Genomic DNA, 22,993 nt, shown 5'->3' on the forward strand with positions numbered 1-22,993 from the left:
TAAAAAATGAAATATTCAATAACCGCCTATGACAAGGCTGAAAATGAACTTAAAAGACGGCGTGAAGCTGTCATGAACGAGCATGAGGTTCACGCTCAGGAGATAGCACAGCGACTTCCTGAAATAGAGGTTCTTACAAGATCACTAAAAGCAAATAACTGTGAACTCATGAAGGGCATAGTAGGCAAAAATGCTCATGGAAGAGACTATATACAAAAAATGCGTCAAAACAATGCCAATACTAAACGTGCCATTAAAGGGCTGCTTAAAATGGGAGGTTATCCTGAAGACTACCTTGATTATCACTATTACTGTCCTAAATGCTGTGATTATGGCTATCGTGACGGAGTGAAGTGCCAGTGCTTCACCGACTTGCTGAAAAAATACACCACTGAGGAGCTTAACGAGAATTGCAGTATCCAGCTCCACGATTTCTCTGAGTTCAGAATAGAATTTTATCCTGAAAGCGACGGTAATGGAATGTCACCAAGAGAGAAAATGAGAACGGTGTATTCAAACTGCCGTGCATATGCTGACAAATTTCATGAAAACTCTCCATCACTGTTTTTCATTGGCAAAACAGGTCTTGGCAAGACTTTTCTTTCAGCCTGCATTGCAAATGAACTTATACAAAAGGGCTACAGCGTCATTTTCGCCTCTCTGCTGAAGCTTCTCAGACAGATAGAGGACGAGCATTTCGGCAGAGCTACAGGTCAGACACTTGACATCATAGAGAATGCCGACCTTGTTATCCTTGACGACCTCGGCTCAGAATTTCAAACGAGCTTTACAGATTCCGTGATCTATGAAATAATCAACGAGCGTATCAACCTTGGCAGGCCAACGATAATCTCTACCAATCTCACCAATGACGAATACAATGGAAAATATAATGAGCGTATAGTTTCGAGGCTCACAGGCTGTTTCATGCCTATTATGTTTGTGGGAAACGATATTAGACACGTAAAACTGAAAAATAATCTTTAAGGGGTAAAAAAATGAAAAAAATAAGGGGAACTTTTCTTTCTATACCGGTGCTTCTGCTTGCAAACGCACCTGCGCTGTGGAAACTTATTGACATAAATTCTCTGCTCAAAACTCTTATCATCATACTTTTGACACTATACACCTTGGTTTTCATGTTCAAATCACATGGACGCAAAGGTTCTCATGGAAAAATCCGACGGCTTGATTCCGGAGCGTTTGTACTTGGTTGCGGTGTTTTGCAAAGCGTTATACAGCTTATAATAGTGATAGTGCTTTGCTTTACACAACTGAACGGCTGGCGTCTTCTTGCAAATGCACTTTGCGCTTATGCTGTAACAACGCTTTTGTGTCTGAGCGGCATTGTGCGGATAGCGGCTTCGGCACGTCAGGTGAAAATACTGTGGTATGTTATTCTGTTATTCACCTGGTACATACCTCTTGTGAACTGCATCGTGTTCAGAAAATTCTACAAGGCAGCGAGAAGTGAATACTACTTCGAGCAGGCAAAGCTTGACCTTGACGCTGCACGAAAAGAGAACGAGATATGCAAGACAAAGTATCCTATACTTATGGTGCATGGCATATTCTTCCGTGATTGGCAGGTAATAAACTATTGGGGCAGAGTACCTAACGAACTTATTAGAAATGGCGCAGAGGTCTATTACGGCAAGCAACAGTCCGCCAACAAAGTATCCGTCAGTGCCACTGAGGTAGCTGAAAGGATAAAAGAAGTTATTGCAGAAACTGGCGCAGAAAAGGTCAACATAATCGCACACTCAAAAGGCGGGCTTGACTCAAGATACGCTATCTCTCACCTCGGCATGGACAAATATGTGGCAACTCTTACCACCATAAACACGCCACACTATGGCTGTAAATTCGTTGATATGCTTCTTGGGAAGATACCTGAGAGCATACAGGGCTTTGTTGATAGAAAATACAACAAGCTTTTCACTGCTCTGGGTGACAAAGACCCAAGCTTTTTAGATGGCGTTTATGACCTGACTTACAAAAACTGCTCTGAGCTTAACGCAAGCACCCCCGACAGCCAGTTGGTTTCCTACCGCTCCGTGATGAGCAAAATGAACAGTATACGTTCCGCAGGTTTTCCGTTAAATATCGGCTATCTGCTCAACAAGCCATACGGCAAGGGCAATGACGGGCTAGTAACAGTTGAGTCGGGGCTTTATGGTGAAAACTCCAAGATGATAGAACACAAGGGCAAGCGTGGCATTTCTCATGGCGATGTTATCGACCTTTTCAGGGAGAACATCAAGGATTTTGACGTGAGAGAATTTTATGTAGATATAGTAAAAGAGCTTAAAGAAAAAGGCTTCTGATAAAAAAGCACCCGTATCGCACATGATACGGGTGCTTTGCTATTTTCTGGAGCGAATTAAATATTTCATTCTGAAACGTTATCTGCCCTTGATAGTTTTGCGATTGAAGTTTGCTATCTTCGCATTGAACACAGACATCATTCTAAGCTCATGGGGTGGAAGCTCCTCCTCACCATAAAACCGACAGTCTGACACTCAGCTATCTATTTTTGTCACATTGTCATAAACTATCTTATATTTTTCGCAGACCTTTTCATAATCCTGCTCATAGCCTGACAGCTCACCGTCCCTAAGATCCTCTGTAAGGTCATAGCTCGCCTTGTAAAGCTCATCAAAGCCAAGATTGCTGCAAATGCCTTTGAGGGTGTGAGCCATACGGAAAGCTTCCTTGGCGTTTTTCTCCTCTAAAGCCTTGCACATATCCTGAAAAGTTGTATCATCAGCAAATCTTTTTGCAAACTTTGTTATCATTTTCTCACTGCCGAAACGTACCAGAACGTTGTCATAACTTGCGCCAATGCTTTCATAAAATTCTCTAGTAGTCATCAGGACACTCCTTACAAATCATATCATCTCTTATTCTACGCCCTTGGCAAGCTCGTTCTGAATATCTTTAAGACATTCGACAAGCACAGGGTTGAATGTACCGCACTCTCCGTTAAGTATCATTTCCATAGCCTTTTCATGAGTATACGCCTTTTTGTAAACTCGCTCGCTGACAAGTGCGTCATAAACGTCGGCGACAGAAACTATCTGAGCCGATATGGGTATCTCGTCGCCTTTTAGTCCGTCAGGATAGCCCCTGCCGTCATAACGCTCATGGTGCCACCTGCATATGTCATGGGCTATCTTCAAGAGTGGCTCGTCACGGAACTGCTCAAGACTTTCAAGCATATGCGCTCCGATAGCGGAGTGAGTTTTCATTATCTCAAACTCCTCTTTGGTTAGCCTGCCGGGCTTATTGAGTATCTTATCGTCAATGCCTATCTTGCCGATATCATGGAGTGCCGCAGCCATTGGTATGAGAAGCTGCTCAGTGCCGCTGACAGTATACTTGTTTGTGCGCATAGGAAGCCTATCTAAAAGCAGTTCCGTTATGCGCTTTATGTTCACCACATGGCTTCCACTCTCGCCGTTTCTGAACTCTACTATCTGGCTGAGTATGCTTATCATCATACGGTTGTTTTTATCTTTTTCGTACATCTGGTCACTTACAAGGGAAATAAGTCTGCGCTGTTTTGCATAAAGCTTAATGGTATTGAACACACGCTGATACACAACGCGTGAATCAAAGGGTCTGCTGATATAATCAGAAACGCCAAACTCATATGCTTTTCTTATAGAGGATACAGAATCCTCGCTTGATATCATTATAACAGGGATATCCTCTATCCAATGGTGTTGCGCCATATAGTCCAGAACTTCAAATCCGTCCATTTCGGGCATGATTATATCTAAAAGCACAAGTGAAATTCCAGTGCCATACTGATTAAGCAGGTCAATACACTCCTCGCCGCTTGCCGCCTCATGTATGATATATTCATTGCCAAGCATTTCAGAGAGTATCTCTCTGTTTATATTTGAATCGTCAACAATAAGTATCTCCTGCTTTTGAGGCTCACCGGCAACACTTTCGTGACCATCTGTGACAACTGTATCTTTCTTTGTCTTTGCCTGATACATAAGCTTATCAGCCTTGCTGACAGCTTCGTCAAGGCTATCGCCATCAGAGAAAACGCCGCCGACGCTTGCTGACAGACGTATATTTGAATACCCTGGCACAGTTGCCGCATGGATATTTCGTTTTATCTTCCTGAGCTTATGGGCAAAATCGTCCTCCTGAATATCAGGCATGACAAGCAAAAATTCGTCGCCACCATAACGCACAAGCACATCAGATTTTCTAATACAGCGCCTTATAACATCAACCACTGTCACAAGCACCATATCTCCTACGTCATGACCGCATGTATCGTTATAAACCTTGAAGTCGTCAAGATCTATCATCGCAACGCCCGCAGGCACATGGGACTTTTTAAGCTTATCTTCAAAATATCTCCTGTTGCTCGCACCTGTCAACGCATCGGTATACATTGCCTTATGATATTTTGACAGCTTATTCATTATCTTTTCTCTGTCCTGAACACCCAGCAGAGAGTCCTCATCAAGCTTTTTGATAAGCTCCATAACATACGGCTCTCCGTCAACCTGAACATACTTTGAAAAGACCTGATAAATGTCAGTTCCCATAAATTCAAGCTTAGTTCTCGGCTTTTTATCAATAAAAGTTTTTAAGGATATACAGTTTTCACAAGGCTCGTCCACTTTCCAAAAAGAAAAACACTGACATGGATTTTCAACGCAGCCGCTCACTCCATGAGGACCGTCCGCTTTCAGAAGCCTGACAAAATCAAAAGTTTTCCTGAGAACGTCAATTTCCTTTTCTATTTCCGATAAGTTAGAACTCAGTTGGCTTTCGCTGTTATCATCGCAGGTCCATAATTTGTACACGTCCATATTCACGTTCTCCTTACGCTTAGTGCAGACTTATTGTTGCTTTTTTTTACTTTTTTCGACATTATTAACTGATTTATTATACCACACCTCAATCACATTGTCAACCGAACGATACAAATTATAATATTATTCATAATATTAACTCATTCATATTTTAAGCGACTTTGCTCTAGTTTTTCATATATTTATCGTCATTCATAAAGTAAATATGGCACTCCACCTCAGTTTTCTCACTGAGCGAAAGCATTTTTCTGAGTATCTTTTCGTAGAAATCAAGCTGTGGACGATATGTCTTTAAAATTCTCTCCTCAAAAAGCTTTCTGTCGGCTTCTTCCTGTATGTTGGTCTTATAGTCGATTATGATAAAGCTTTTGTCTGACATTTTAAGCACAAGATCCATAACTCCGTTGCTGTATTCATTGCCGTCCATACTGTAGAATGGAAGCTCTGTATACACTGCCTGCGCAGTTTTGAGCAATTTTTCGATATCCTTATCTTTCAAAAAGCTGTGAAGCTGATAGTTGATATAGTCCTTATAAAAGCTCTCAGAAGCCTGCGAACTGCACTCGCCCTCAAAGTCGAGATACGCTCTGCTGACAATCTTCTGGATTAGCTCTTTCTGCTGTGGCGTTTCGTTATACGGAAACAGCTTTCCACGCATATTCACCGCAAGCTCAAAGGCACGATGTACCATATGACCGATATCTATGCCCTTTGGACGTTTGTAAGACAGTTTCTCCACTCCACTTGGTATAGTGACTTTTTTGCCGTCCTCAAGGTGGCTAGGAGTGATTTTGCTAACATGTTTCTCACTGAGCTTTTTAACGCTTTCATCAAAAGCATTTCGGCTGTTGTTCACCTCGTCGAATATATCCTTGACGTTTATCTGCGCCGCCTGCACAGCACTTTGCGCTGTGGCATTGTTTATCTGCGGCAGTTCTCTGCCTATTTTGCTCATTGTAAGTTTGTCGATCACAGTTTTTTTCCGTTCAAAAGTATACACAAATATAAAAGCCTGCTTTGCTCTTGTGGCCGCAACATATTCAAGCCTGAGCTGTTCGCCAAAATATTTATCCTCTGCCTGCTTCCTCTCATTAGGATAGAATGTCAGATAGTCCATATATGAATAATCGCTTGTTTTCAAAGGTACATAGACCTGTCTTTTAGCCACAAGGTCGGTGTACTTTCCACCGCTGAATTTATGATTTTTAGCCTCCGCCATAATAACGATATTCCCCTCAAGACCCTTTGCCTTGTGAAGATTCATGAGCCTTACGCAGTTCTGCTCACTGCTGTCAAGGATAAGCTCTTTTTCTTTCAGCACAGAAAGCTCGTTTTTCATCATATCCATAAGCTCGCCGCTTCCTGCAAAATCCTGCTTTTCCCACTTTTCAATAAGATAGATAAGATTTGAAAGCTCATATTCTCTGTTGCTGGTATTATCGAAAAGAAGCTCAGGAAAATCAAGGATCTTATAAAGCTTCGCTATAGGCTCATTGACAGTATCGGCAGACGCCTTTACTGCAACAAGCGTGGCGTCATTGCTTTCACAGTTTTGTTCATAATCGTCTACGTCAATTTCAGCGTCTTCAAAATCGATGCTGTCAGGCCTACATCTCCAAAGGATAGAATAAGCCTTTTCCTTTGCGGTAGGACTGTAGCTTTCAAAAACGAACTCTGCAAGAGCAATAAATCTTTTCAGCACCAGATTGTTTTTTTGAGGACGTTTGCCCCACATTGTATATGGTATGCCACGATCTGTCAAGACCATTGAATAAAACTCCATTTGAGTTGTATTCCAAAGAAGCAGAAGAAAATCACTGTATTTTATAGGTCTTTCCACGCCCTTGTCGAATATCTTTCCACAGTTCACAAGGTCTGAAATTATCTTAGCCACACTTTCAGCACCCGGATCTTTGACAAAATACGCCCCTCTGATAACGTCGTCGGAAACAGCCGCAGGCTTATCAGCCTTTGATATCATATCGCTGTATGTCATGCCGTATTTGCCGTTTATTTCCGGCTGAAACTTTTCATTTACCCAAGCTATAAGCTGCTCATCAGAGCGGAAGTTGTAATCAAGTGAGAAAAACTCGCAGTTTTTCTCGTTATTGTTCTGGAATTTGGATTTCATTTTGTTATAAAGCCTGATATCGGCGTCACGGAAGCCGTAGATAGACTGTTTAGGGTCGCCCACCGCAAACAACGCACCGTCACGGAGCGGGCATTGCCATATATCACCGCCTGCTGTAAGCTTGCTGTCGTCAGCGCAAAGATACAGCAGAAGCTCAGTCTGCATAACATCAGTATCCTGAAACTCATCTATATAAATGCAGGAATACTTGTCTTTGAAAAACGCTCTTGCCTCACTGCTGTTTTTGAGAAGCTCGTGAGTGTGATACAAAAGTCCGTCATTTGAAACGCTCTCCCCGTCTTCACTCTCCTGATAAGCCTTTACAACCTGCTCTATATACGTTGCCGTCTTGTTGAGTGCATACAGTGCATTTTCTTTCTTTACATTATCAAACCCACTTGGGCTGAAAATAGCCATGTTCTCATTGCTCTTTGGATGATCTTTCTTAATTTTAGTCTTATTAAAAGGCTCAAGGAACTTTTTGCAAGCTTTAAGATTAGCGCAAACTTTTACATAATTATACTTTGGGTCATAGGTCTTCATATCATCAGGTAATTTCTTCGTCACATCATCAACAAGAAAACCTGCTATATCTTCGTATTTTCCACCCAAAGCACCATTATAGAATGCACGCACAAGACTATCCCTATAGTTACACATTTCTTTATAGGCAAGCTTATTTATGGTGTCAAATGTCACACTGTCATAGCTTTTATCCCTAACAAACTCAACATCTCTGTATTCAGCACACTCAAGAAATGTTTCCATAAGAAAGTTTTTCACACGGCTGTCTCTGAGCTTATATTGATTGCTGTTCAGAAAGCCGAAATCTTCTATGTTCGCACCATTTGTGCGGTAATATCTCTCGAAAAAGCCAGCCTGTGCCTGCTTTGTTTCACCGTCCTCGGCAAGTTTTAATCCCAAATGCAGGTCAGCTTCAAAAGGCTGTTCTGACAGCATACTCAAACAAAAGCTGTGTATAGTGCTTATCTTCATGCGCTGTAAATTCATAACAGCGTTCTCATACAGCTTCTTTTCCTCACCGCTACATTTTGCGATATTCTCCGTAAGCCCTGCCTGTATCCTCTCATAAAGCTCGTTTGCAGCAGCATTGGTGAAAGTTATAAGCACTATCTTTTCAACAGGTATACCTGCGCCTATCTGACCTATAACACGTTGTATTATAAGCCTTGTCTTGCCTGCACCTGCGCCTGCTTCAACAAGGATATTCTTATCATAACTGTCTTTGTCTATTATATAGCTTCTTATCTGTTCTTCACTCATTCTGTTGCACCCCCTGAGCAAACTTCTTCATAAGCAGGACAAAACGTGCATGGAGTAATTTTATCATTCTTATTCACAATACACTTTTTAAAGCCCTCTTCTACTATTTTCTTAAATGTCATTGTTATCATGTTTTCGATTCCAGAATTATCCTTATTGTTAACTACATGGCAATTCCCTTTTTCAAGAATGAAAACATAATCTGCGGAAACGATATCACTTTCGCTCACTTCGCCCACAGGCGTAAGACCTTTTTCAAGCGCAAGGGCATAAATATGATCCTGTGGGTCTTCTGGAAGCTTTTCCCTGAATTTTTTGATATCCTCCGTCTTGTAGTCAACTATCTGATATGACACATTTGCGCCGTCTATTATCTTGTCAAGGCGGTCTATCCTGCCCCTTATGGTGACTGTATATTTGCCTATTTTCACATCGCCGACAAATGGATACTCGACCTCAACGACCTCACGTTTGCCTGAGTGTATATCGCCGTGCAGTTCGTCAAGATAAGCTTTGACACAGGTGTAATATTCATTTCTCTCACTATGTGCCACAGCCATATCCACAGGGGGATAGTTACGGAGATAGTTTTTAGAAACGCTATCGAATATCTCATCAAGCATCGCCTTGTCAACAGTTTCAGACACCTCAGCCGCACTTTTGCCTTTAAGCACAGTCTTGGCATAATTCTCCATTATCTCATGTATATACATTCCCTTGACATTGCCTTTGAGCCATGCACTGCGGTCTATATCCACCTCCTGCGGCTTTTCAACATGGGCGATACGCTCATAGAAAAACCTCAGCGGACACTGAAGCATAGTCGAAAGGCTTGTGGCAGAAATGATAAAATGTTCATTTTTGCACATTTCACGCAATATATCTATACGGCTTTTTCTTTGCTTATCAAGATACTCCGTAAGGCTTTCGCTTTGTTTTGCACCGTCATAATGAAGCCCGATTTTTTCTGCCTTGTTAAGAAAAGCACTGTTTAATGATATCTCAGAACGCACGCTAACCTTGCGTCTGTCAGAAAGATAATCATACACTTCTATTTTGTTTACATCAATGCCCTTTTCAGCCGCAATAACAGTATACACTGCCGACGGGCTTTGCGCTCTTATTTCTACGGTATCATAAACACTACAGCTTACAACAAGGTTCTCTCTCTCAGCCATGAGAACAGTTCTCACAAGGTCAGTGAGCTTTCTGCGCTCGATAGCGTCAGAACAATGGTCACGGTTGCCGAAAAGCTGTTCTCTCTCCTTATCGTTCAGAACAGGCGACTCGTCCTGCATGACAGGAAATCTTCCTGTTGTCAGACCAAGAACATATATGTTTTTCATGAAAAGCGCAGAATACTTCCCCATAAGACAGCAGGTAACAGCGCCTTTTGATGCAGGCAAAGAATACCTTGCGTTCTCTGCAATGTCGGTGATCTCAGTCATTGCTTCCTGCAAGCTAAGACTCTTGTCATAGTCTGCATAAAATCTATATCTGCCTATCAAAGCGTCCTTTACGCTTGATATAGAACTTCTCTGCTCAGCGTTTGTACCTCTCACATACTCATTCACCAATTTCAGCACGCCACCGTAAAACTCTTTTGCGCTGACATTCTCTTTTTTAAAGACCTCATTAAAATCCTTGAACATCTTACTATCCCTTGTGCTATACCATTCAATGCCCCAACCGTTTCCTGAGTTCTGTGCTTCAAGGAATATCCTGCCCTTGCTTTTGGTCTTGCCGTCCTCTGTTTCTTTCTCATAATGAAAAACAGGAGAGAGCATCACATCTTTGAAAAGGTCAAATCTATAGTCATTTTTGCACCATTTGAGCATTGCCCTGAAAAATGCAACAACGTCACTGTGTCTGCATGAAATGCCCTCAGGAAATTCCACGGGGACTTTGTATTGATCGCACATATTCATGAGCAAGTCCATATACTCATCATCCGGACACAGCACAGCGGTATCGCAAAGCTCGTAACCACTGTTCACGATATGTAGAACAGTTCTCTCCACCTCGTTTGTTACGCCATAATTTCTCCAAAGCTCCGCCTTTTGTGCTAACTCTCTCAGACCATTCTGATACTGCTCATCGCTCATATCAGCCATGTTATCTATCACCGCAGGATCAGGCAAAAGCCCTATATACTCCGCTGTCAGCTTGTCAGCTTCTATTTCTTTGTCATATGCAAAATGAACGCCGTTCACGTCTGTCTTACCAGCCTTTATAAGACCGCTGGCAATGCTTATGAGCTTTGCACTGTCATATAGTTTGCTGTCTGAAAGCTTATTTTCATACGCTTGAAAGATCGCACTCAGCGTGTTGATACGTCTGCTTTCCAAGGACAATGAATCAGGGCCTATACAGTTCATTCTAAGCTCTGATATTGTCTTGAATATCTCCATGCAGGCATTATGATCATCGCTTTTGAAATAGCTTATACCGCTTTCATCAATAATACGTCTTACTATCTCACAGCCCTCAGCATTTGACAGTGTTATTATCCTGCTGTCCATATACTCGGCACTGGTTTCGATAATATGCTTTGCATGATCTGCGACTGTGTATCTTTCAAGCCTTATAACAATATTTTCACCGCTTGCGTTCTCCAACATTCTCTCGGCGTTGAGATAATCATTACATATGTAAACCTTTTTAGTCAAAGGGTCTGCTTCATTACAGCCTTTGAGCCACTCTATAAAAGTCATTACGCTTTCTCCCCTAACATAAATTATCATAATAACATTTTACCATAGCAGAAAAATCTTGTCAATCTACAATCAGCGTGTTTGTATACTTTTTTGAAACACAATATTAAAGAAAATTTATTGACAAAATCATACCGCTATGTTAAAATATACTTTGTAAAACTTGCGTGGATTTTTCCTGACAGTATGTCACTTTTCGCCACACAGCAAACAGGCTGTGCGGCTTTTTTTCTGCCCACAGACAAAGGAGTGTAAAAAAATAAATGAACAGTGATTTCATGAAAACAAGACCGATCTTCCCTCTTCTGCTTTCAATGTCCCTGCCAATGGTGATATCAATGCTTGTAAACTCTCTTTACAACATCATTGACAGCTTTTTTGTAGCAAAAATAAGCGAGGACGCAATGACATCGCTTTCACTGGTGTTCCCTGTGCAGAATTTTATAAGTGCCACTGCTATCGGCTTTGGTATCGGCATCAATGCGGTCATTGCCATATATCTTGGTGCAGGCAGAAAGGAAAAGGCTGACATTGCCGCAACTCAGGGGCTTGCCCTTTCGGCTTTGCATGGTATTGTGCTAATGATAATATGTATACTTATAATGCCTGCATTTCTATCTATGTTCACAAGTAATAAAAACGTTGTAGATCTTGGCGTGCAGTATTGCAACATTGTATTTACATTCTCTCCTGCATTAATGCTTGCCATTGCATTTGAGAAGATATTCCAATCTGTCGGCAGAATGAAGATATCAATGTTCAGTATGCTCTGCGGCTGTATCGCAAACATAATCCTTGACCCTCTGCTTATTTTTGGCGTTGGATTTTTTCCTGAGATGGGTATAAAGGGAGCGGCACTCGCCACCGGTATCGGTCAGGTGCTGACTCTTGTCATATACATAATAGCATATCTTCGCTATGAGCTTCCTGTTAAGCTTTCCGCAAAACACAAGCGTCCCGACGGCATGATAATCGCAAAGATGTACTCCATAGGCATTCCTGCAACACTTAATCTTGCTCTGCCGTCACTTCTCATATCCGCCCTCAACGGCATACTTGCGGCATATTCACAAAGCTATGTGCTTGTTCTTGGAATTTACTACAAGCTCCAGACCTTTCTTTATCTACCCGCAAACGGTGTTATTCAGGGTATGCGACCAGTTATCAGTTTTAACTACGGAGCAGGCGAGAGGGAGCGTGTGAAGAAAATTTACCGCATTGTTCTTTACATGACAGGTGTGATATTGGCGGCAGGAACTATCATATGCGCACTTTTCCCAGCCAAGCTTATAGGGCTTTTCACGGAAAACGCTGACACTATCGCCATAGGCAAAACAGCACTGCGCCTAATTTGTATCGGCTTTGTTATCTCCGCTGTATCCGTCACCTCATCAGGTGCACTGGAGGGACTTGGCATGGGCATTCCGTCGCTTATGATATCTCTGTGCAGATTTATTGCGATAATACTGCCACTTGCGTTCTTCCTCTGCAAGCTCACGGGACCAACAGGCGTATGGAACGCATTCTGGATAACAGAAGTCGTCACCGCTTTGATATCTTTATTTATCTACAGATTTTCAGTTTCAAGGCAAAAAGATTTAAAATAAAAACTGCCGCTATTCTGCCATTACCACTTATTTCCGTTCAACAACTTGTAATTTGCAAAAAAGCGTTGACATTTTGCAAAAAAAGTGTTATAATATATCTTGCATGCCGCTGTGGTGGAATAGGCAGACACAAGGGACTTAAAATCCCTCGGGGTAAAACCCGTACCGGTTCAAGTCCGGTCAGCGGCACCAATGAAAGAATGTCGATTTTACGGCATTCTTTTCTTATTTTCTGACTAATTTGGTAGAAAAGTTTCTTGTGAATGAGCGTTTTTCTACCGGATTTCTACCAAATTTTCTACCAAAATCGCTGCTTTTTTCAATTTCACTTTCATTTTTGGTCTTAGCACAAAAGATTTTTATCCCCCGTGTCAAGTTGACTTGATTAACTTTTTTTATAATGCCGCCGTGGTAGAATGGGTAGACGATCGGCACACTATTATCGCAGGTTCTCAGGTTGAGGACTTGCGACTTTTTTTGCCCTCAGAACCTTTATCATGGATAGCCTGCTCCGTATCTGCACTGTCTCCACCCAACACTTTGGCGATAGTCTCCGCAGACTCCACTTTGGAATGAAAGTCGAGGTGACTATAAAAATTGGCTGTAACATTAAATGTTGAATGTCCGAGCCACTCCTGGATCGCCTTCATGGATATTCCGTTTGCAAGCAGCAGACTGGCACATGAATGACGAAGATCATGGAATCGAATGTGTTTGAGCTTATTTTTCTGAATGATGTACTTGAAGTGAGAAGTCACAAAGTTTGGCGTGATCAGCTTACCGAAGTTGTCACGGCAAACAAAGCCGTCATATTCCCTGTCAAAGTCTTTACCGAGGAGCTTCGAATAGTATCCTTCAAGGGTTTTGCGTTCGATCAGCATCTGCTTAATATGAGGGATCAAGGGAAAAGTTCTTACACTGGACTCAGTTTTAAGCTGATTTTCGACAAAGATCATTTCTTTGCCGCTGCCATAAGTGCTGGAAACCTTACGGCGAACCGTGAGTTTCTTTTCTTCAAAGTTGACGGAATCCCACTTCAAACCGATAATCTCGCTCTTGCGAAGTCCGTAGTAGGCTGCAATATGTACCACAAGTTCAAGTCTGTCGCCCTTGAATACTTCAAAGAGCTGTTCCAACTCGTCCTTGTTGTAGAAATTGGCTTCAAACTTCTGGATCTTCGGCAGTTCAACTTTATCTGCAACGTTTATATCGAGCATATCCATTTTTACAGCATATTTTAGTGCTTTGTGGATATTGGCGTGGTAATGCTTTACCGAATTGCCCGAAAGACCGCTGTTGTACTTATCGTTATAGAACTGCTGAAGCTGTAAAGCTGTCAGGTTGCCGAGAAGAAGATGCGGATAACGCTCGTCAAAATAGTTTTTGATCCTGGTGATATAGCGAGTGTAGCTCTGATGAGAGGTTCGGGCGAGTGTCGGTTTGATCGTTTCAAGCCAGTAATCAAGAAATGCCGTGAACTCAAAACTCGTCTTGCATTCAGCATCATCACTGAGGCTCTCCTCGCTGAGTTCTGTCTTTTCCTTTTCCTTTGGAGCTTCCTTGACTTTTGTTAAGCTGCCTGTGAGAAACTCCTCATAGAACTTTGCTACAATGACGTTCACCTTTGCTGTCAGTGCTTTATAAGAGCAGTCAGCAGGCAAATCGGTCGTGACCCATTTTCTCTTACGCTTGCCACTGTCGTCCTTGAAGTCAAAGACAACATAGTTTTTTCCTTTCTTATCGGCAATAATGTACTTAAAAGGCAGACTTGCTTTCATTATATTACCCTCCTTATGTCGAAAGCGGTGGTCTGCGCGATTGACCTCATAACTCTATTGTAGCGCGAAACAAGGCCATTTGCAAGCGTTTTCCTACCACTTCTACTAAATTTGACACAAGGGACATTTCTACCAGTTATTTTTGTGCGCATTGCAGAACGAAATCTATAACCGTAACTTTTGCGACCTTGATCGTTCTACCACAAGGAATTTTTTTGAGTTGTCCTTCCTTGACAAGCTGATAAATCTTTTTCTTTCCATAGCCGAGAATTTCACATAAGTCCTTCACTTCCAGTATCTCAGGATATTCACTATACATATTCTTATATACAACTTCAAGCGGTATTGAATCCATAGGACATAACCTCCTTCCTGTCAGAAAAAGAAACTGAAAAAGCGTAGATGTTCCATATTCTATTGTCAAGATACAAAGTGCATCGTTGTCAGTTATTTTTATGCCTGATATTTGATGTACTGTTGGCAGCTTCCCACTCAGATCAAGAGGAAGCTCCCGACAGCATATCAGCTGCCAAACAAAGCTAAGGGGACTGTGCGGCAAATGGAAAAACCGTACCGTCCCTTATCACAGAGGATAGTTATGTCAGCAAGTGATCCGTACCCTTATCAAACATCAGTGGTATGAACCCCTCTATATATCAACCGAGGATTTTGCAAAATCGGGAAAGTTTTTCCCATATTTCTTTCTCCAAAAAGAAAAAATCAGCGTTCTGCACATATTTATTCATTCATTTTCGTGCAAGATAATATACTCTTTGAGCTTCTGCTTTGCGATCTTGATTCGATAACGCACCACGTCAATGGACAAGCCGTATTTCTCAACGAGATACCACATCGTCACCTTGTCCTCTCTCAGAAAGTAATCCCGTATCAGCTCATACCCTTCAGGAAAATCCGATTTCAAAAGTTCTAAGGCATCAGGCAGATAGTCATGCCTGTTCCGTTGCCTGATCTGCTCCTGCTCTTCTTCCTCGCTTATTGGGATACTTGCAGGATCGGGATTCACAGAGAGAACAGCGTCAAAATCGGGATAGATCATTCCGTTTTCTGCATCCCGCTCCTCAAGGTATCGTTCTTTTCGCAAGAGCTTGTTGTACTCTTTCTCAATGTTACGGGGAACATCGTCGCCAAAGTGGATATACATAAATCTTCCCATTACACACTGTCCCCCATAGCAGAGGTCAGGTGTGTAAGAGGTTTGGCATGGATTGCCTTCAACTGTTCATTGCAGGCTGTCAGCGTATAACGGTTATTGAACGCACAGCCGTCAAGATACGCCATGATGATGTTCTTATCTGCTTTTCTGAAATCCTGATAACATGGCAACGCATACATCAGGAGCGAAAACAAATAACGCTGCCTGCAAGGGTGAAGTCTGAGTGCGATACAGACCGCACAGAGGCAATCATACTGCATCTTTCTTTTCCCCGAAAGATACCGTGAGAGTGTAGAGGGAGCAATCCCTGTCAACCTTGCCAGCGTTTTCTGGCTTATATGGATCTCGTCTAAATACCGACATAATGCTAAGCAGAAGCTGTCCTTATGCTGCTCAACAAGATCATCAGTTCCGTAAACGTAAATTTCGTAGCTTTGCGGCTCCTCCTGTTCGCTAAATAATAGAATCTGAGGAGTATGTAAATCATTCATCATACTGGTTCCGTCCTTTCTGTCGGACGGAAATCAGCAAATGAACATAGTAAGCCTGTCATTCGGAATATACCCGTCCGACAATCAAACATTACTCGTCCATTCGATTGTTTGATGTTCAGTTTCCATACAGTGATCGAGTAGCCCCTGCGCAGTAAGGTTCACCGTTGGAGAAACGCACCAATGCGTTTTATATTATTATTATGAACTATTACAGCATAAAAAGCAACTTCTTGGCGTTCCCGTTCGGGAGCACCCGATTTTTATAAAAGCCCCATTTTCCTGCACTTTTTGATAATGCACTACCAATCCAACATTTTCACCTAACTCATTCAAACCTCTGTCCCACTATTGAAAACTAACCCTTCGTGTAAAGCCATAGTGCGGCAACTTTTCACCAAAATTTCATCTTCCTATCACATTAGGCATAAGAAAAAGGACGGCCTGATCTGCTCAGACCGCCCTTTATGCCGAGAGTTTAAAGCATAACACACTCAATTTCTATATCAGCACAAATAAATCCGCAAGGCAATCAGTGCAGACCGTGATCAATTATCATCGTCCAGTACACAGTTATCACCCCTGAGAAACCCTTGTCGATCAAAGCGTAGTATGCCGTGTTATGTTCACGGTTATGCTTTACGATATGATTCCCCATAGCAGTCAGCCTGTCAAGATCACGGCGAATCGTTACGTTCTTCACCCTAGTCAGATTGCAGGCATTGGCGAGGTGTTCTTGTATTTGGCTGATCGATACATCGTGGTTCTCGTCTGTGTACCGTGACAGATAATCGTAGATGTATATAATTTTTTCATGATCCATTTTATTTTCCCTCCTGCAAAAGCTGAAAATCCCTGTTCTGAACTCCGTTTCAGAATAGGGATTTTTGTATTTTTCTTATCCCGTTCACGCATCGTCCTAAATGAAATTTTTTCTTCTGTCAGACAGCGATACGGACACAACCTGCTCTTAACATTTCACCATAATTATGCACGAGAATCAATCGGGTTCGGAAAAAAGCGGCATAACGTTCGGAATGCTGTATCACCAGCAAATTCAATCGTAAACTTTTTGTGAACTCTTGCAGATTTCTTTCCCGATTTTTCAAATATGGCGGTAGATAAGTAAGGGGGTATTGCAGCCGAAGTCGCAAAGCTCCAATTCCTCCAACGGAGAGAGGAAACTTTACAGAGCCAAAGGCTCAAATTGAAGTCGCGCACGAAGGGCGTGATTCAAACCTAGCAAGCTCGGTATCTCCGCATTACAATTTCTCGGGAATTGAATGTTTCGATACAATGCTTGCAAGAGGGACACCCCTTGAACCCCGAACGAAGGAGATGAGAAAAATAGCAGAGATCGAACCACATAATCGGTATATGCAAATACGCCTCACCGAAGCAGAATACGAAGCGATTGAGCGAAAGTTTCGCAACAGCGGTCTGAGGTCACGGAGCGAGTTTATCAGGACTATGATATTTGAGGGATATATCGTCAATTTTGATGAGGAGAAGTTTGATAAGATTTACAGGCTTGTCGGCAGTATTGCCAACAACATCAATCAGATAGCTGTTAGAGTGAACAGCACGAACAAAGTATATGCCGAGGACATTGTGAACATCAAGGAGGGACAGGATAAAATTTGGCAACTACTAAACTCTTTGCAATCAAAACTACTGAGGCTAAAGCGTTAGCCTATATCGCCAATCCTGAAAAGACAGACGACGGCAGACTGATCTTCACATACGGGTGCAGCTCTGATCCTGCACAGGCAAGCAGAGATTTTAGTGCAGTCCGTGCAGGCGGAACAGGCTTGAATACTGTCCTCTCTCAGCACTTTATTCAGAGCTTTAAGCCGGGTGAGATCACGCCTGAAAGAGCTTTGGAAGTTGGCAAGGAACTTTGTGAAAAATTCCTCAAAGGCGAATACCAATACTTCCTTGCAGTCCATACTGATACCGACCACACACATCTGCACGTTATCTTCAATAATGTGAGCCGTGCCAACGGCAGAACTTTCGAGACCAATATGAATCAGGGCAAGGTCAAGAAACGTGCGTGGAAGAAGCTTTTTGACCTATCAGACGAGATATGCAAACGGCATCATCTTTCAGTGATCGACCACCCCGAAAGAACGAGGGGCAAGAGCCATTGGGAATGGGATATGAACCGTCAGGGTCTGAGCTGGAAAGCCAAGCTGAAACACACGATAGATCAGGTTGTAAAAGCAAGCGAGGACTTCGATGATTTTCTTAGAAAGTGTGCCGAGTACGGTGTGCTTGTCGAGTACGATCCCGACCACAAGATCGACCTGAAATTTATGCTTGTGGAGCAGAAAGAACGCAATCCGAGAGCCAAGATGACTCGTGCCAAAACACTCGGCTGGTACTATGAAACACGGCAGATCAAAGACCGCATCGCTCAGTATCACGGAGTTATGATTTACACACCGAGGACAAAGGTCAGAGTTATCACAAAGAAGCCACCGAACAAGTTCGTGCAGGACGCTATCGACCGTGGCAATATGAAGCTCGCCAGTATCGCAAAGAACGTGATTTCCGAGTATGGTGTAGAACCTGAGCAGATTCGTCCTGCGGCAATGTCGGCATATGCCAATAGCCGTAGTCTTCTCTCCGAGCTGAATTCCATAAATACCGAGATAGAAGATCTGAAAGTCAAGCTGAAAGTTCTGCGGAAATACCGCAAATTGAAAGTGTACGGTGAAGAGCTGAAAACTCTCAGCGGAAGTGAGGCGAAGAAGTACCGCAAGGACAACAGTGCCGAGCTGACCGAATACGGACAGATACGCACTCAGGTGTTGGAGCTTTACCCGTCGGGACATATCCCGACCGTAGAGAATCTGGAGCAAAAAATAAACGCCCTTATACAAGAGCGTTCATTGAAAGATCAGCAGTTTCGTGAAGCGGATAAGCGGGTGCGTGACCTTGCCGACGCACAGCGTACCATTGAGGAGTTTCTCCGTCAGGAACGCAACGAACAGCAGCAAGACCGCAAGCGTAAGAAGAATGGGAATTTGGAATAAATTATTTATTCTATTTTGATTCCTTGCTTTTTGGCTGATTCTTTTGCGGCAATACTTTTTTCAATATCTATTGGTTTATCTGAGTAAACTCTTGGATATAGAATGCTACATTCCATAAGCATAGAGTATTCCTTTTTAGCAAATTGAATCAGTTTTCTTGCTCGACTATAAAACTCACAGTTTGATAAGTACAAATTATTAAAATACTCATATGTTACATAGTTATAATGCGTTATTTCCACAGGATTCATAGGAAATTCCATTTTGCCTTCATCAACTCTTTTTAATTCTTCAATCAATAATGATTCTGGAATATGATTAAGCCAGTTTCTTTCTCGGTTAAATTGAGTTAAAAGCTGTGATATTTCTTCAGTTGCTTCTAATAATGGAATATCTGTGTTTCCTTTTTTTACTCGTTTTCTAATATGTTCTCGATACTTAAAGTACGATATAGATACTTTTTGTGAATCGCCAAGCAAATTGACAAGATACGATATTACATTATAGGTTTTATCAGTCATTTCGCTATATATCTTATAGGGAACAGTATCTTGTCCTTTGTATTTATCAACATATTCTTTAAGTTCGGTATTGTAAGATTTCATTTTATCCATACACAACTCACAAGATGAAATGATCCTACAAAGATAAATGCAGCAGTTCTTTTTCGAGTCAAGTGGAAATTGTTTATCTTCTTGATTCATGTTTATTAAAGTTCCTTTCTATGATTTGATTTGTATTCTTCCAAAGCCGTGAGCAGCAGCTTATTCACGCTCATCCCCAGTGATTCCGCATAAGCCTTGATCGCATCACGCTCCTTGGCAGACACATACAGCTTCAGCGTTTTGTAATTTGCTTTGGCATACTGTGCGTTTGAGGAAATTTTCTTGGAACGAGCCTGCTTCTGCCGGCACTCCTTACAATACTTCTGAGAGCCTGCCGTCACCGTGTAAGGCTTTCCACAGACAGAGCATATCTGTTCGCTGCCGATTGCAACTGCTTCTCCGGCTTGCTTCTTCTCCTTGTATGCCCTGTTCCGCATGACCTGAGCCTTGTCACGGCAGTAGATACAGTATTTCGCTCTGCTTGACGGAGACTCAAACTCCATTCCGCAGATCTGGCAAGTGTGCTTATACATCAGATCACCCCTTGATCGGTTATTACAGCTATTCTATCACATTAGTGGGGATATGTCAAGTATAATCGAAAACTTAGTGAAGCTGCACTGGGGAAATCTTATATTTTGCTGCGCATTGCCGAAATTCAAAAACTCCTGAAAATTATATTTGACAATAGGGATATTGCATAGTATAATAAAAGCGCAACAGGAACACAGAAACCCGAAACCACGAAAGACCAGCTATAAAAAGTCAATACCCCAAAAGCAAAATTCAAGATAAATTTTGAGACTTTTTTGGGGGGATAGGCAAATAAGGTCTGTTCTCTTTGAGAATCACAAAAATAATGTTGCAAAGCTTACGAGCAACAGCACCGACAGCAGTCAGATGATGCTTGCCTCTTGCTTTGAGAGACTGATAGTATTCAGATAAAATAGGATCACAAAAAGCAGCACGCTGTGCGGCAAGCCAGATTGCCCTTCTTAAGTAAGGGGAACCACGTTTTGAAATTCTGTTTTTCGTACCTGAAAATTCACCTGATTGCTTAACAGTCACATCAAGCCCAGCAAACGCAACAAGCTGATTCGGACGTTCAAAGCGATTGATATCGCCGATTTCACTGACGATAATTGCACCGAGAACATCACCGATGCCTGTGATCGTGGTGATATACTGATTAGTTTCATGAAGCAGATTCGCAATTTGTTCCTCCAGTTCAGAAAGCTGCTTTTCAGTAAAGATGATCTGCTGAATCAGCTGCTTTATCTGAAAGGAAAAAGCGTCTTTTGCAAAAGCAATGCCAAAGGTGTTTTTTGCAGCATCTTTAAGCTCTTCTGCTTTTTCTTTGCCAAACCGTCCACGGCTTGCTTTATTCAAAATATTCGTGAGCTTTCTTGTGGAGACCGCAAGCATATCCTCAGGCGTGGGACAGTTGAGCAAAAGCTCTGAGGAGGTCTTGCCGAATGTATCTGAAAACAGCTTGTCATACTCAGGAAACACCTGGTCAAGCAGAGCAATCACTCGTCTTTTGCAGTCGCCGCAAGCGTCCACAAGAGCAAGCCGATAGCGTGAAAGCTGTCTTAATGCAATGATATTTTCCTCAGAAAGTGAAGTTGCAGAGTATTCTCCAAAACGCATGATCTGAGCGATAATATAGGAATCTTTTGAGTCATTTTTAGTTTGACGGATGTACATTTTTCTGAAGGCTTCGGATTGAATTGGATTGATAACTTTAACAGTATATCCAAGTTCAAGAAAAAAGGTATATACGGAAAGCCAGTAATGACCCGTTGCTTCCATTCCAATGACAATATTGTCAGGGGTTATTTCTGATTTTTCAAAGATGGCAAGAACCTTTTCACAGCCTTGTCTGTCATTGGCAAAAGTAATACTGTTACTCAAAGCTTTGCCGGACATATCGATGACAGAAGCTTCGTGCTTGTATTTTGCGATGTCAATTCCACAGTAAAACATTGTGATGCACCTCATAAAGTTTTGTTACAGCAAAGGATGTCCTCTGTATTTTACGGAAACACAACCTCGTTAGAGATTCAGCACTTGAATGCGATCCAGCTCATTCGTATCTGTCCGTAAAGCAGAGGTGCTACTCTTTCGTTGGAAGCCAAACTTCAAGGAAGTGATCAGCACCCTCTGACTGTACAGATTTATTATCTCACTTTTCTGTGCGATAAACAAGAGTTTTCATGTGGGTTCTCTTTAAATTACCCATAAATATATTATACGAGGAAGGTAAATACCTATGTTAAACAAATTCTTAGTCGCAGGCAGACTGACTGCCGATCCCGAAATCCAGACCAAAGGCGAGAGCCGTCTTTGCAAGTTCACGATTGCCTGCGACCGTCCAAAACGCAAGGGCGAGGAAAATCCCGGAACCGACTTTTTCACCTGCACCGCCTGGAACCGCAACGCAGATGTAATCGTCGATTGGTTTGGCAAGGGCGATATGGTGACACTCGTCGGAACAGTCCATATCTACCGCTATGAAAAGGACGGTCAGAAGCGTTCGTCCACCGAGGTAAAAGTTGAGGAGATCCACTTCTCAGGCGGTAAGAAGCGTGAAAACACCGCACCGACCGCCAACCGCTACGATAACCCCTACATCGGCACAGAGAACGATCCGCTGTTCTGAGCAATAATCACAAGGAGGATACAAAAATGGAAACCACTATCATTGCGATCAGCAATCAGAAAGGCGGAGTTGGCAAATCCACTACCGCATACAATCTCGGAGCTTGTCTTGCTCTGAACCACGGAAAGAGGGTTCTGCTTGTGGACTTCGATCCGCAGGCAAACCTCTCCGAGTACCTGAAATACGAGCCGAACGGCAATCCGACTATGACACAGCTTATCATGTCATTCCACGCAGGAACGCCCTTGAACGCTGAAGCCACTCAGAATGCGATACGTCACAGCGATACCGCAGGAGTGGACTACATTCCTTCCGACATCAACCTCGCAAATGCGGAAACGCTTATGGTCACGATGATCTCTAAGGAGCATATTCTCCACAGGATACTCACAGAAGATGTGATCGAAGGTTATGACTTCGTGCTGATCGACTGCCTGCCGTCTCTCGGAACGCTCCTTATCAATGCTCTTACCGCTGCGGACAGAGTGCTGATACAGAAATTCAGTATGGACGGCTTACAGTCCCTTGAAGCTCTCACACAGCTCGTCAAGGCAAACACCAACCCGAAGCTGGACCTAATCGGAGTGCTGCCGACAATGGTTTGGTTTTGTCAATATCACTTGACACATTTTATTCGAACAAGAATTATGCAGCGAGAA

General features: G+C 42.5%; 19 protein-coding genes and 1 tRNA gene. 8 read left to right on the top strand and 12 right to left on the bottom strand.

Going from position 1 to position 22,993, the window contains the following annotated elements:
- The first annotated feature begins 6 nt into the window (after positions 1 to 6).
- Both DW938_RS04660 and DW938_RS04665 read left to right on the top strand, forming a co-directional pair.
- Positions 7 to 987 carry an ATP-binding protein gene (locus tag DW938_RS04660; RefSeq protein WP_118124028.1) on the top strand — a complete coding sequence of 327 codons (981 nt, stop codon included), beginning with the start codon at positions 7 to 9 and terminating at the stop codon, positions 985 to 987.
- Positions 988 to 998: 11 nt separating this feature from the next.
- Entirely contained in the window at positions 999 to 2,327 is a 1,329-nt protein-coding gene (locus DW938_RS04665) for a triacylglycerol lipase (protein ID WP_118124029.1), read from the top strand.
- Between the two features lie 195 nt (positions 2,328 to 2,522).
- On the opposite strand, the gene DW938_RS04670 is transcribed toward DW938_RS04665, so the two are convergent.
- The 4 genes from DW938_RS04670 to DW938_RS04685 all read right to left on the bottom strand — a co-directional run bounded on the left by DW938_RS04670 (position 2,523) and on the right by DW938_RS04685 (position 10,976).
- Entirely contained in the window at positions 2,523 to 2,873 is a 351-nt protein-coding gene (locus tag DW938_RS04670; RefSeq protein ID WP_117905096.1) for an Hpt domain-containing protein, read from the bottom strand.
- A gap of 30 nt (positions 2,874 to 2,903) precedes the next feature.
- Entirely contained in the window at positions 2,904 to 4,844 is a 1,941-nt protein-coding gene (locus DW938_RS04675; protein WP_118124030.1) for a diguanylate cyclase, read from the bottom strand.
- 169 nt (positions 4,845 to 5,013) lie between these two features.
- Entirely contained in the window at positions 5,014 to 8,262 is a 3,249-nt protein-coding gene (locus tag DW938_RS04680; RefSeq protein ID WP_118124031.1) for a UvrD-helicase domain-containing protein, read from the bottom strand.
- Positions 8,259 to 10,976: a PD-(D/E)XK nuclease family protein gene (locus DW938_RS04685; RefSeq protein WP_181984371.1), complete on the bottom strand. Its 2,718-nt coding sequence runs from the start codon at positions 10,974 to 10,976 to the stop codon at positions 8,259 to 8,261. The genes DW938_RS04680 and DW938_RS04685 overlap by 4 nt, the downstream gene beginning before the upstream one ends.
- 263 nt (positions 10,977 to 11,239) lie before the next feature.
- Between DW938_RS04685 and DW938_RS04690 the strand changes: the two genes are divergently transcribed.
- Together DW938_RS04690 and DW938_RS04695 are read left to right on the top strand one after the other, a co-directional pair.
- Entirely contained in the window at positions 11,240 to 12,583 is a 1,344-nt protein-coding gene (locus tag DW938_RS04690; protein WP_118124033.1) for an MATE family efflux transporter, read from the top strand.
- A gap of 105 nt (positions 12,584 to 12,688) precedes the next feature.
- Positions 12,689 to 12,775: transfer RNA gene (locus tag DW938_RS04695), tRNA-Leu, on the top strand.
- A gap of 260 nt (positions 12,776 to 13,035) precedes the next feature.
- Here the strand turns inward: DW938_RS04695 and DW938_RS04700 are convergent.
- The 5 genes from DW938_RS04700 to DW938_RS04720 form a co-directional block, all read right to left on the bottom strand.
- Complete coding sequence (locus DW938_RS04700; RefSeq protein WP_118124034.1) at positions 13,036 to 14,361, bottom strand: tyrosine-type recombinase/integrase; 1,326 nt, start codon at positions 14,359 to 14,361, stop codon at positions 13,036 to 13,038.
- A 136-nt stretch (positions 14,362 to 14,497) separates the two neighbouring features.
- A complete protein-coding gene (locus DW938_RS04705; protein WP_117923823.1) occupies positions 14,498 to 14,716 on the bottom strand; it encodes a helix-turn-helix domain-containing protein in 219 nt (72 codons plus the stop codon).
- A gap of 387 nt (positions 14,717 to 15,103) precedes the next feature.
- The gene (locus tag DW938_RS04710; RefSeq protein WP_118124035.1) at positions 15,104 to 15,535 is read right to left on the bottom strand and encodes a hypothetical protein; all 432 of its coding nucleotides are present in this window, start codon (positions 15,533 to 15,535) and stop codon (positions 15,104 to 15,106) included.
- The gene (locus DW938_RS04715) at positions 15,535 to 16,029 is read right to left on the bottom strand and encodes a helix-turn-helix transcriptional regulator (RefSeq protein ID WP_118124036.1); all 495 of its coding nucleotides are present in this window, start codon (positions 16,027 to 16,029) and stop codon (positions 15,535 to 15,537) included. The genes DW938_RS04710 and DW938_RS04715 overlap by 1 nt, the downstream gene beginning before the upstream one ends.
- Before the next feature lie 529 nt (positions 16,030 to 16,558).
- The gene (locus DW938_RS04720; RefSeq protein WP_242992374.1) at positions 16,559 to 16,849 is read right to left on the bottom strand and encodes a hypothetical protein; all 291 of its coding nucleotides are present in this window, start codon (positions 16,847 to 16,849) and stop codon (positions 16,559 to 16,561) included.
- Positions 16,850 to 17,364: 515 nt separating this feature from the next.
- On the opposite strand from DW938_RS04720, the gene mobC reads away from it, so the two are divergent.
- A complete protein-coding gene (mobC, locus tag DW938_RS04725) occupies positions 17,365 to 17,718 on the top strand; it encodes a plasmid mobilization relaxosome protein MobC (RefSeq protein ID WP_242992376.1) in 354 nt (117 codons plus the stop codon).
- Complete coding sequence (locus DW938_RS04730) at positions 17,667 to 19,067, top strand: relaxase/mobilization nuclease domain-containing protein (RefSeq protein WP_118124037.1); 1,401 nt, start codon at positions 17,667 to 17,669, stop codon at positions 19,065 to 19,067. Before mobC ends, DW938_RS04730 begins: the two co-directional genes overlap by 52 nt.
- 5 nt (positions 19,068 to 19,072) lie before the next feature.
- Here DW938_RS04730 and DW938_RS04735 read toward each other — a convergent pair whose 3' ends face one another.
- From DW938_RS04735 to DW938_RS04745, 3 genes are all read right to left on the bottom strand, one after another.
- The gene (locus DW938_RS04735; protein WP_147342359.1) at positions 19,073 to 19,681 is read right to left on the bottom strand and encodes a hypothetical protein; all 609 of its coding nucleotides are present in this window, start codon (positions 19,679 to 19,681) and stop codon (positions 19,073 to 19,075) included.
- A 95-nt stretch (positions 19,682 to 19,776) separates the two neighbouring features.
- A complete protein-coding gene (locus tag DW938_RS04740; RefSeq protein ID WP_118124038.1) occupies positions 19,777 to 20,205 on the bottom strand; it encodes a hypothetical protein in 429 nt (142 codons plus the stop codon).
- A 253-nt stretch (positions 20,206 to 20,458) separates the two neighbouring features.
- Positions 20,459 to 21,658: an IS110 family transposase gene (locus DW938_RS04745; protein WP_118124039.1), complete on the bottom strand. Its 1,200-nt coding sequence runs from the start codon at positions 21,656 to 21,658 to the stop codon at positions 20,459 to 20,461.
- 286 nt (positions 21,659 to 21,944) lie between these two features.
- Here DW938_RS04745 and DW938_RS04750 point away from each other — a divergent pair, with 286 nt between their 5' ends.
- Both DW938_RS04750 and DW938_RS04755 read left to right on the top strand, forming a co-directional pair.
- The gene (locus tag DW938_RS04750) at positions 21,945 to 22,334 is read left to right on the top strand and encodes a single-stranded DNA-binding protein (RefSeq protein WP_118124040.1); all 390 of its coding nucleotides are present in this window, start codon (positions 21,945 to 21,947) and stop codon (positions 22,332 to 22,334) included.
- A 26-nt stretch (positions 22,335 to 22,360) separates the two neighbouring features.
- Positions 22,361 to 22,993: AAA family ATPase (locus DW938_RS04755; RefSeq protein WP_147342360.1), on the top strand; the 633-nt coding region annotated here is incomplete at its 3' end.

It is taken from the genome of Ruminococcus sp. AM43-6 (assembly GCF_003461785.1).
Taxonomy (GTDB): domain Bacteria; phylum Bacillota; class Clostridia; order Oscillospirales; family Ruminococcaceae; genus Hominimerdicola; species Hominimerdicola aceti.

Coding starts and splice junctions, on each gene's coding strand:
- DW938_RS04685 (WP_181984371.1), bottom strand. CDS start 10,976: ATGACTTTTATAGAGTGGCTCAAAGGCTGTAATGAAGCAGACCCTTTG.
- DW938_RS04710 (WP_118124035.1), bottom strand. CDS start 15,535: ATGGGAAGATTTATGTATATCCACTTTGGCGACGATGTTCCCCGTAAC.
- DW938_RS04680 (WP_118124031.1), bottom strand. CDS start 8,262: ATGAGTGAAGAACAGATAAGAAGCTATATAATAGACAAAGACAGTTAT.
- DW938_RS04675 (WP_118124030.1), bottom strand. CDS start 4,844: ATGGACGTGTACAAATTATGGACCTGCGATGATAACAGCGAAAGCCAA.
- DW938_RS04750 (WP_118124040.1), top strand. CDS start 21,945: ATGTTAAACAAATTCTTAGTCGCAGGCAGACTGACTGCCGATCCCGAA.
- DW938_RS04665 (WP_118124029.1), top strand. CDS start 999: ATGAAAAAAATAAGGGGAACTTTTCTTTCTATACCGGTGCTTCTGCTT.
- DW938_RS04660 (WP_118124028.1), top strand. CDS start 7: ATGAAATATTCAATAACCGCCTATGACAAGGCTGAAAATGAACTTAAA.
- DW938_RS04670 (WP_117905096.1), bottom strand. CDS start 2,873: ATGACTACTAGAGAATTTTATGAAAGCATTGGCGCAAGTTATGACAAC.
- DW938_RS04690 (WP_118124033.1), top strand. CDS start 11,240: ATGAACAGTGATTTCATGAAAACAAGACCGATCTTCCCTCTTCTGCTT.
- DW938_RS04745 (WP_118124039.1), bottom strand. CDS start 21,658: ATGTTTTACTGTGGAATTGACATCGCAAAATACAAGCACGAAGCTTCT.
- mobC (WP_242992376.1), top strand. CDS start 17,365: ATGAGAAAAATAGCAGAGATCGAACCACATAATCGGTATATGCAAATA.
- DW938_RS04740 (WP_118124038.1), bottom strand. CDS start 20,205: ATGTATAAGCACACTTGCCAGATCTGCGGAATGGAGTTTGAGTCTCCG.
- DW938_RS04705 (WP_117923823.1), bottom strand. CDS start 14,716: ATGGATTCAATACCGCTTGAAGTTGTATATAAGAATATGTATAGTGAA.
- DW938_RS04700 (WP_118124034.1), bottom strand. CDS start 14,361: ATGAAAGCAAGTCTGCCTTTTAAGTACATTATTGCCGATAAGAAAGGA.
- DW938_RS04715 (WP_118124036.1), bottom strand. CDS start 16,029: ATGATGAATGATTTACATACTCCTCAGATTCTATTATTTAGCGAACAG.
- DW938_RS04735 (WP_147342359.1), bottom strand. CDS start 19,681: ATGGATAAAATGAAATCTTACAATACCGAACTTAAAGAATATGTTGAT.
- DW938_RS04720 (WP_242992374.1), bottom strand. CDS start 16,849: ATGGATCATGAAAAAATTATATACATCTACGATTATCTGTCACGGTAC.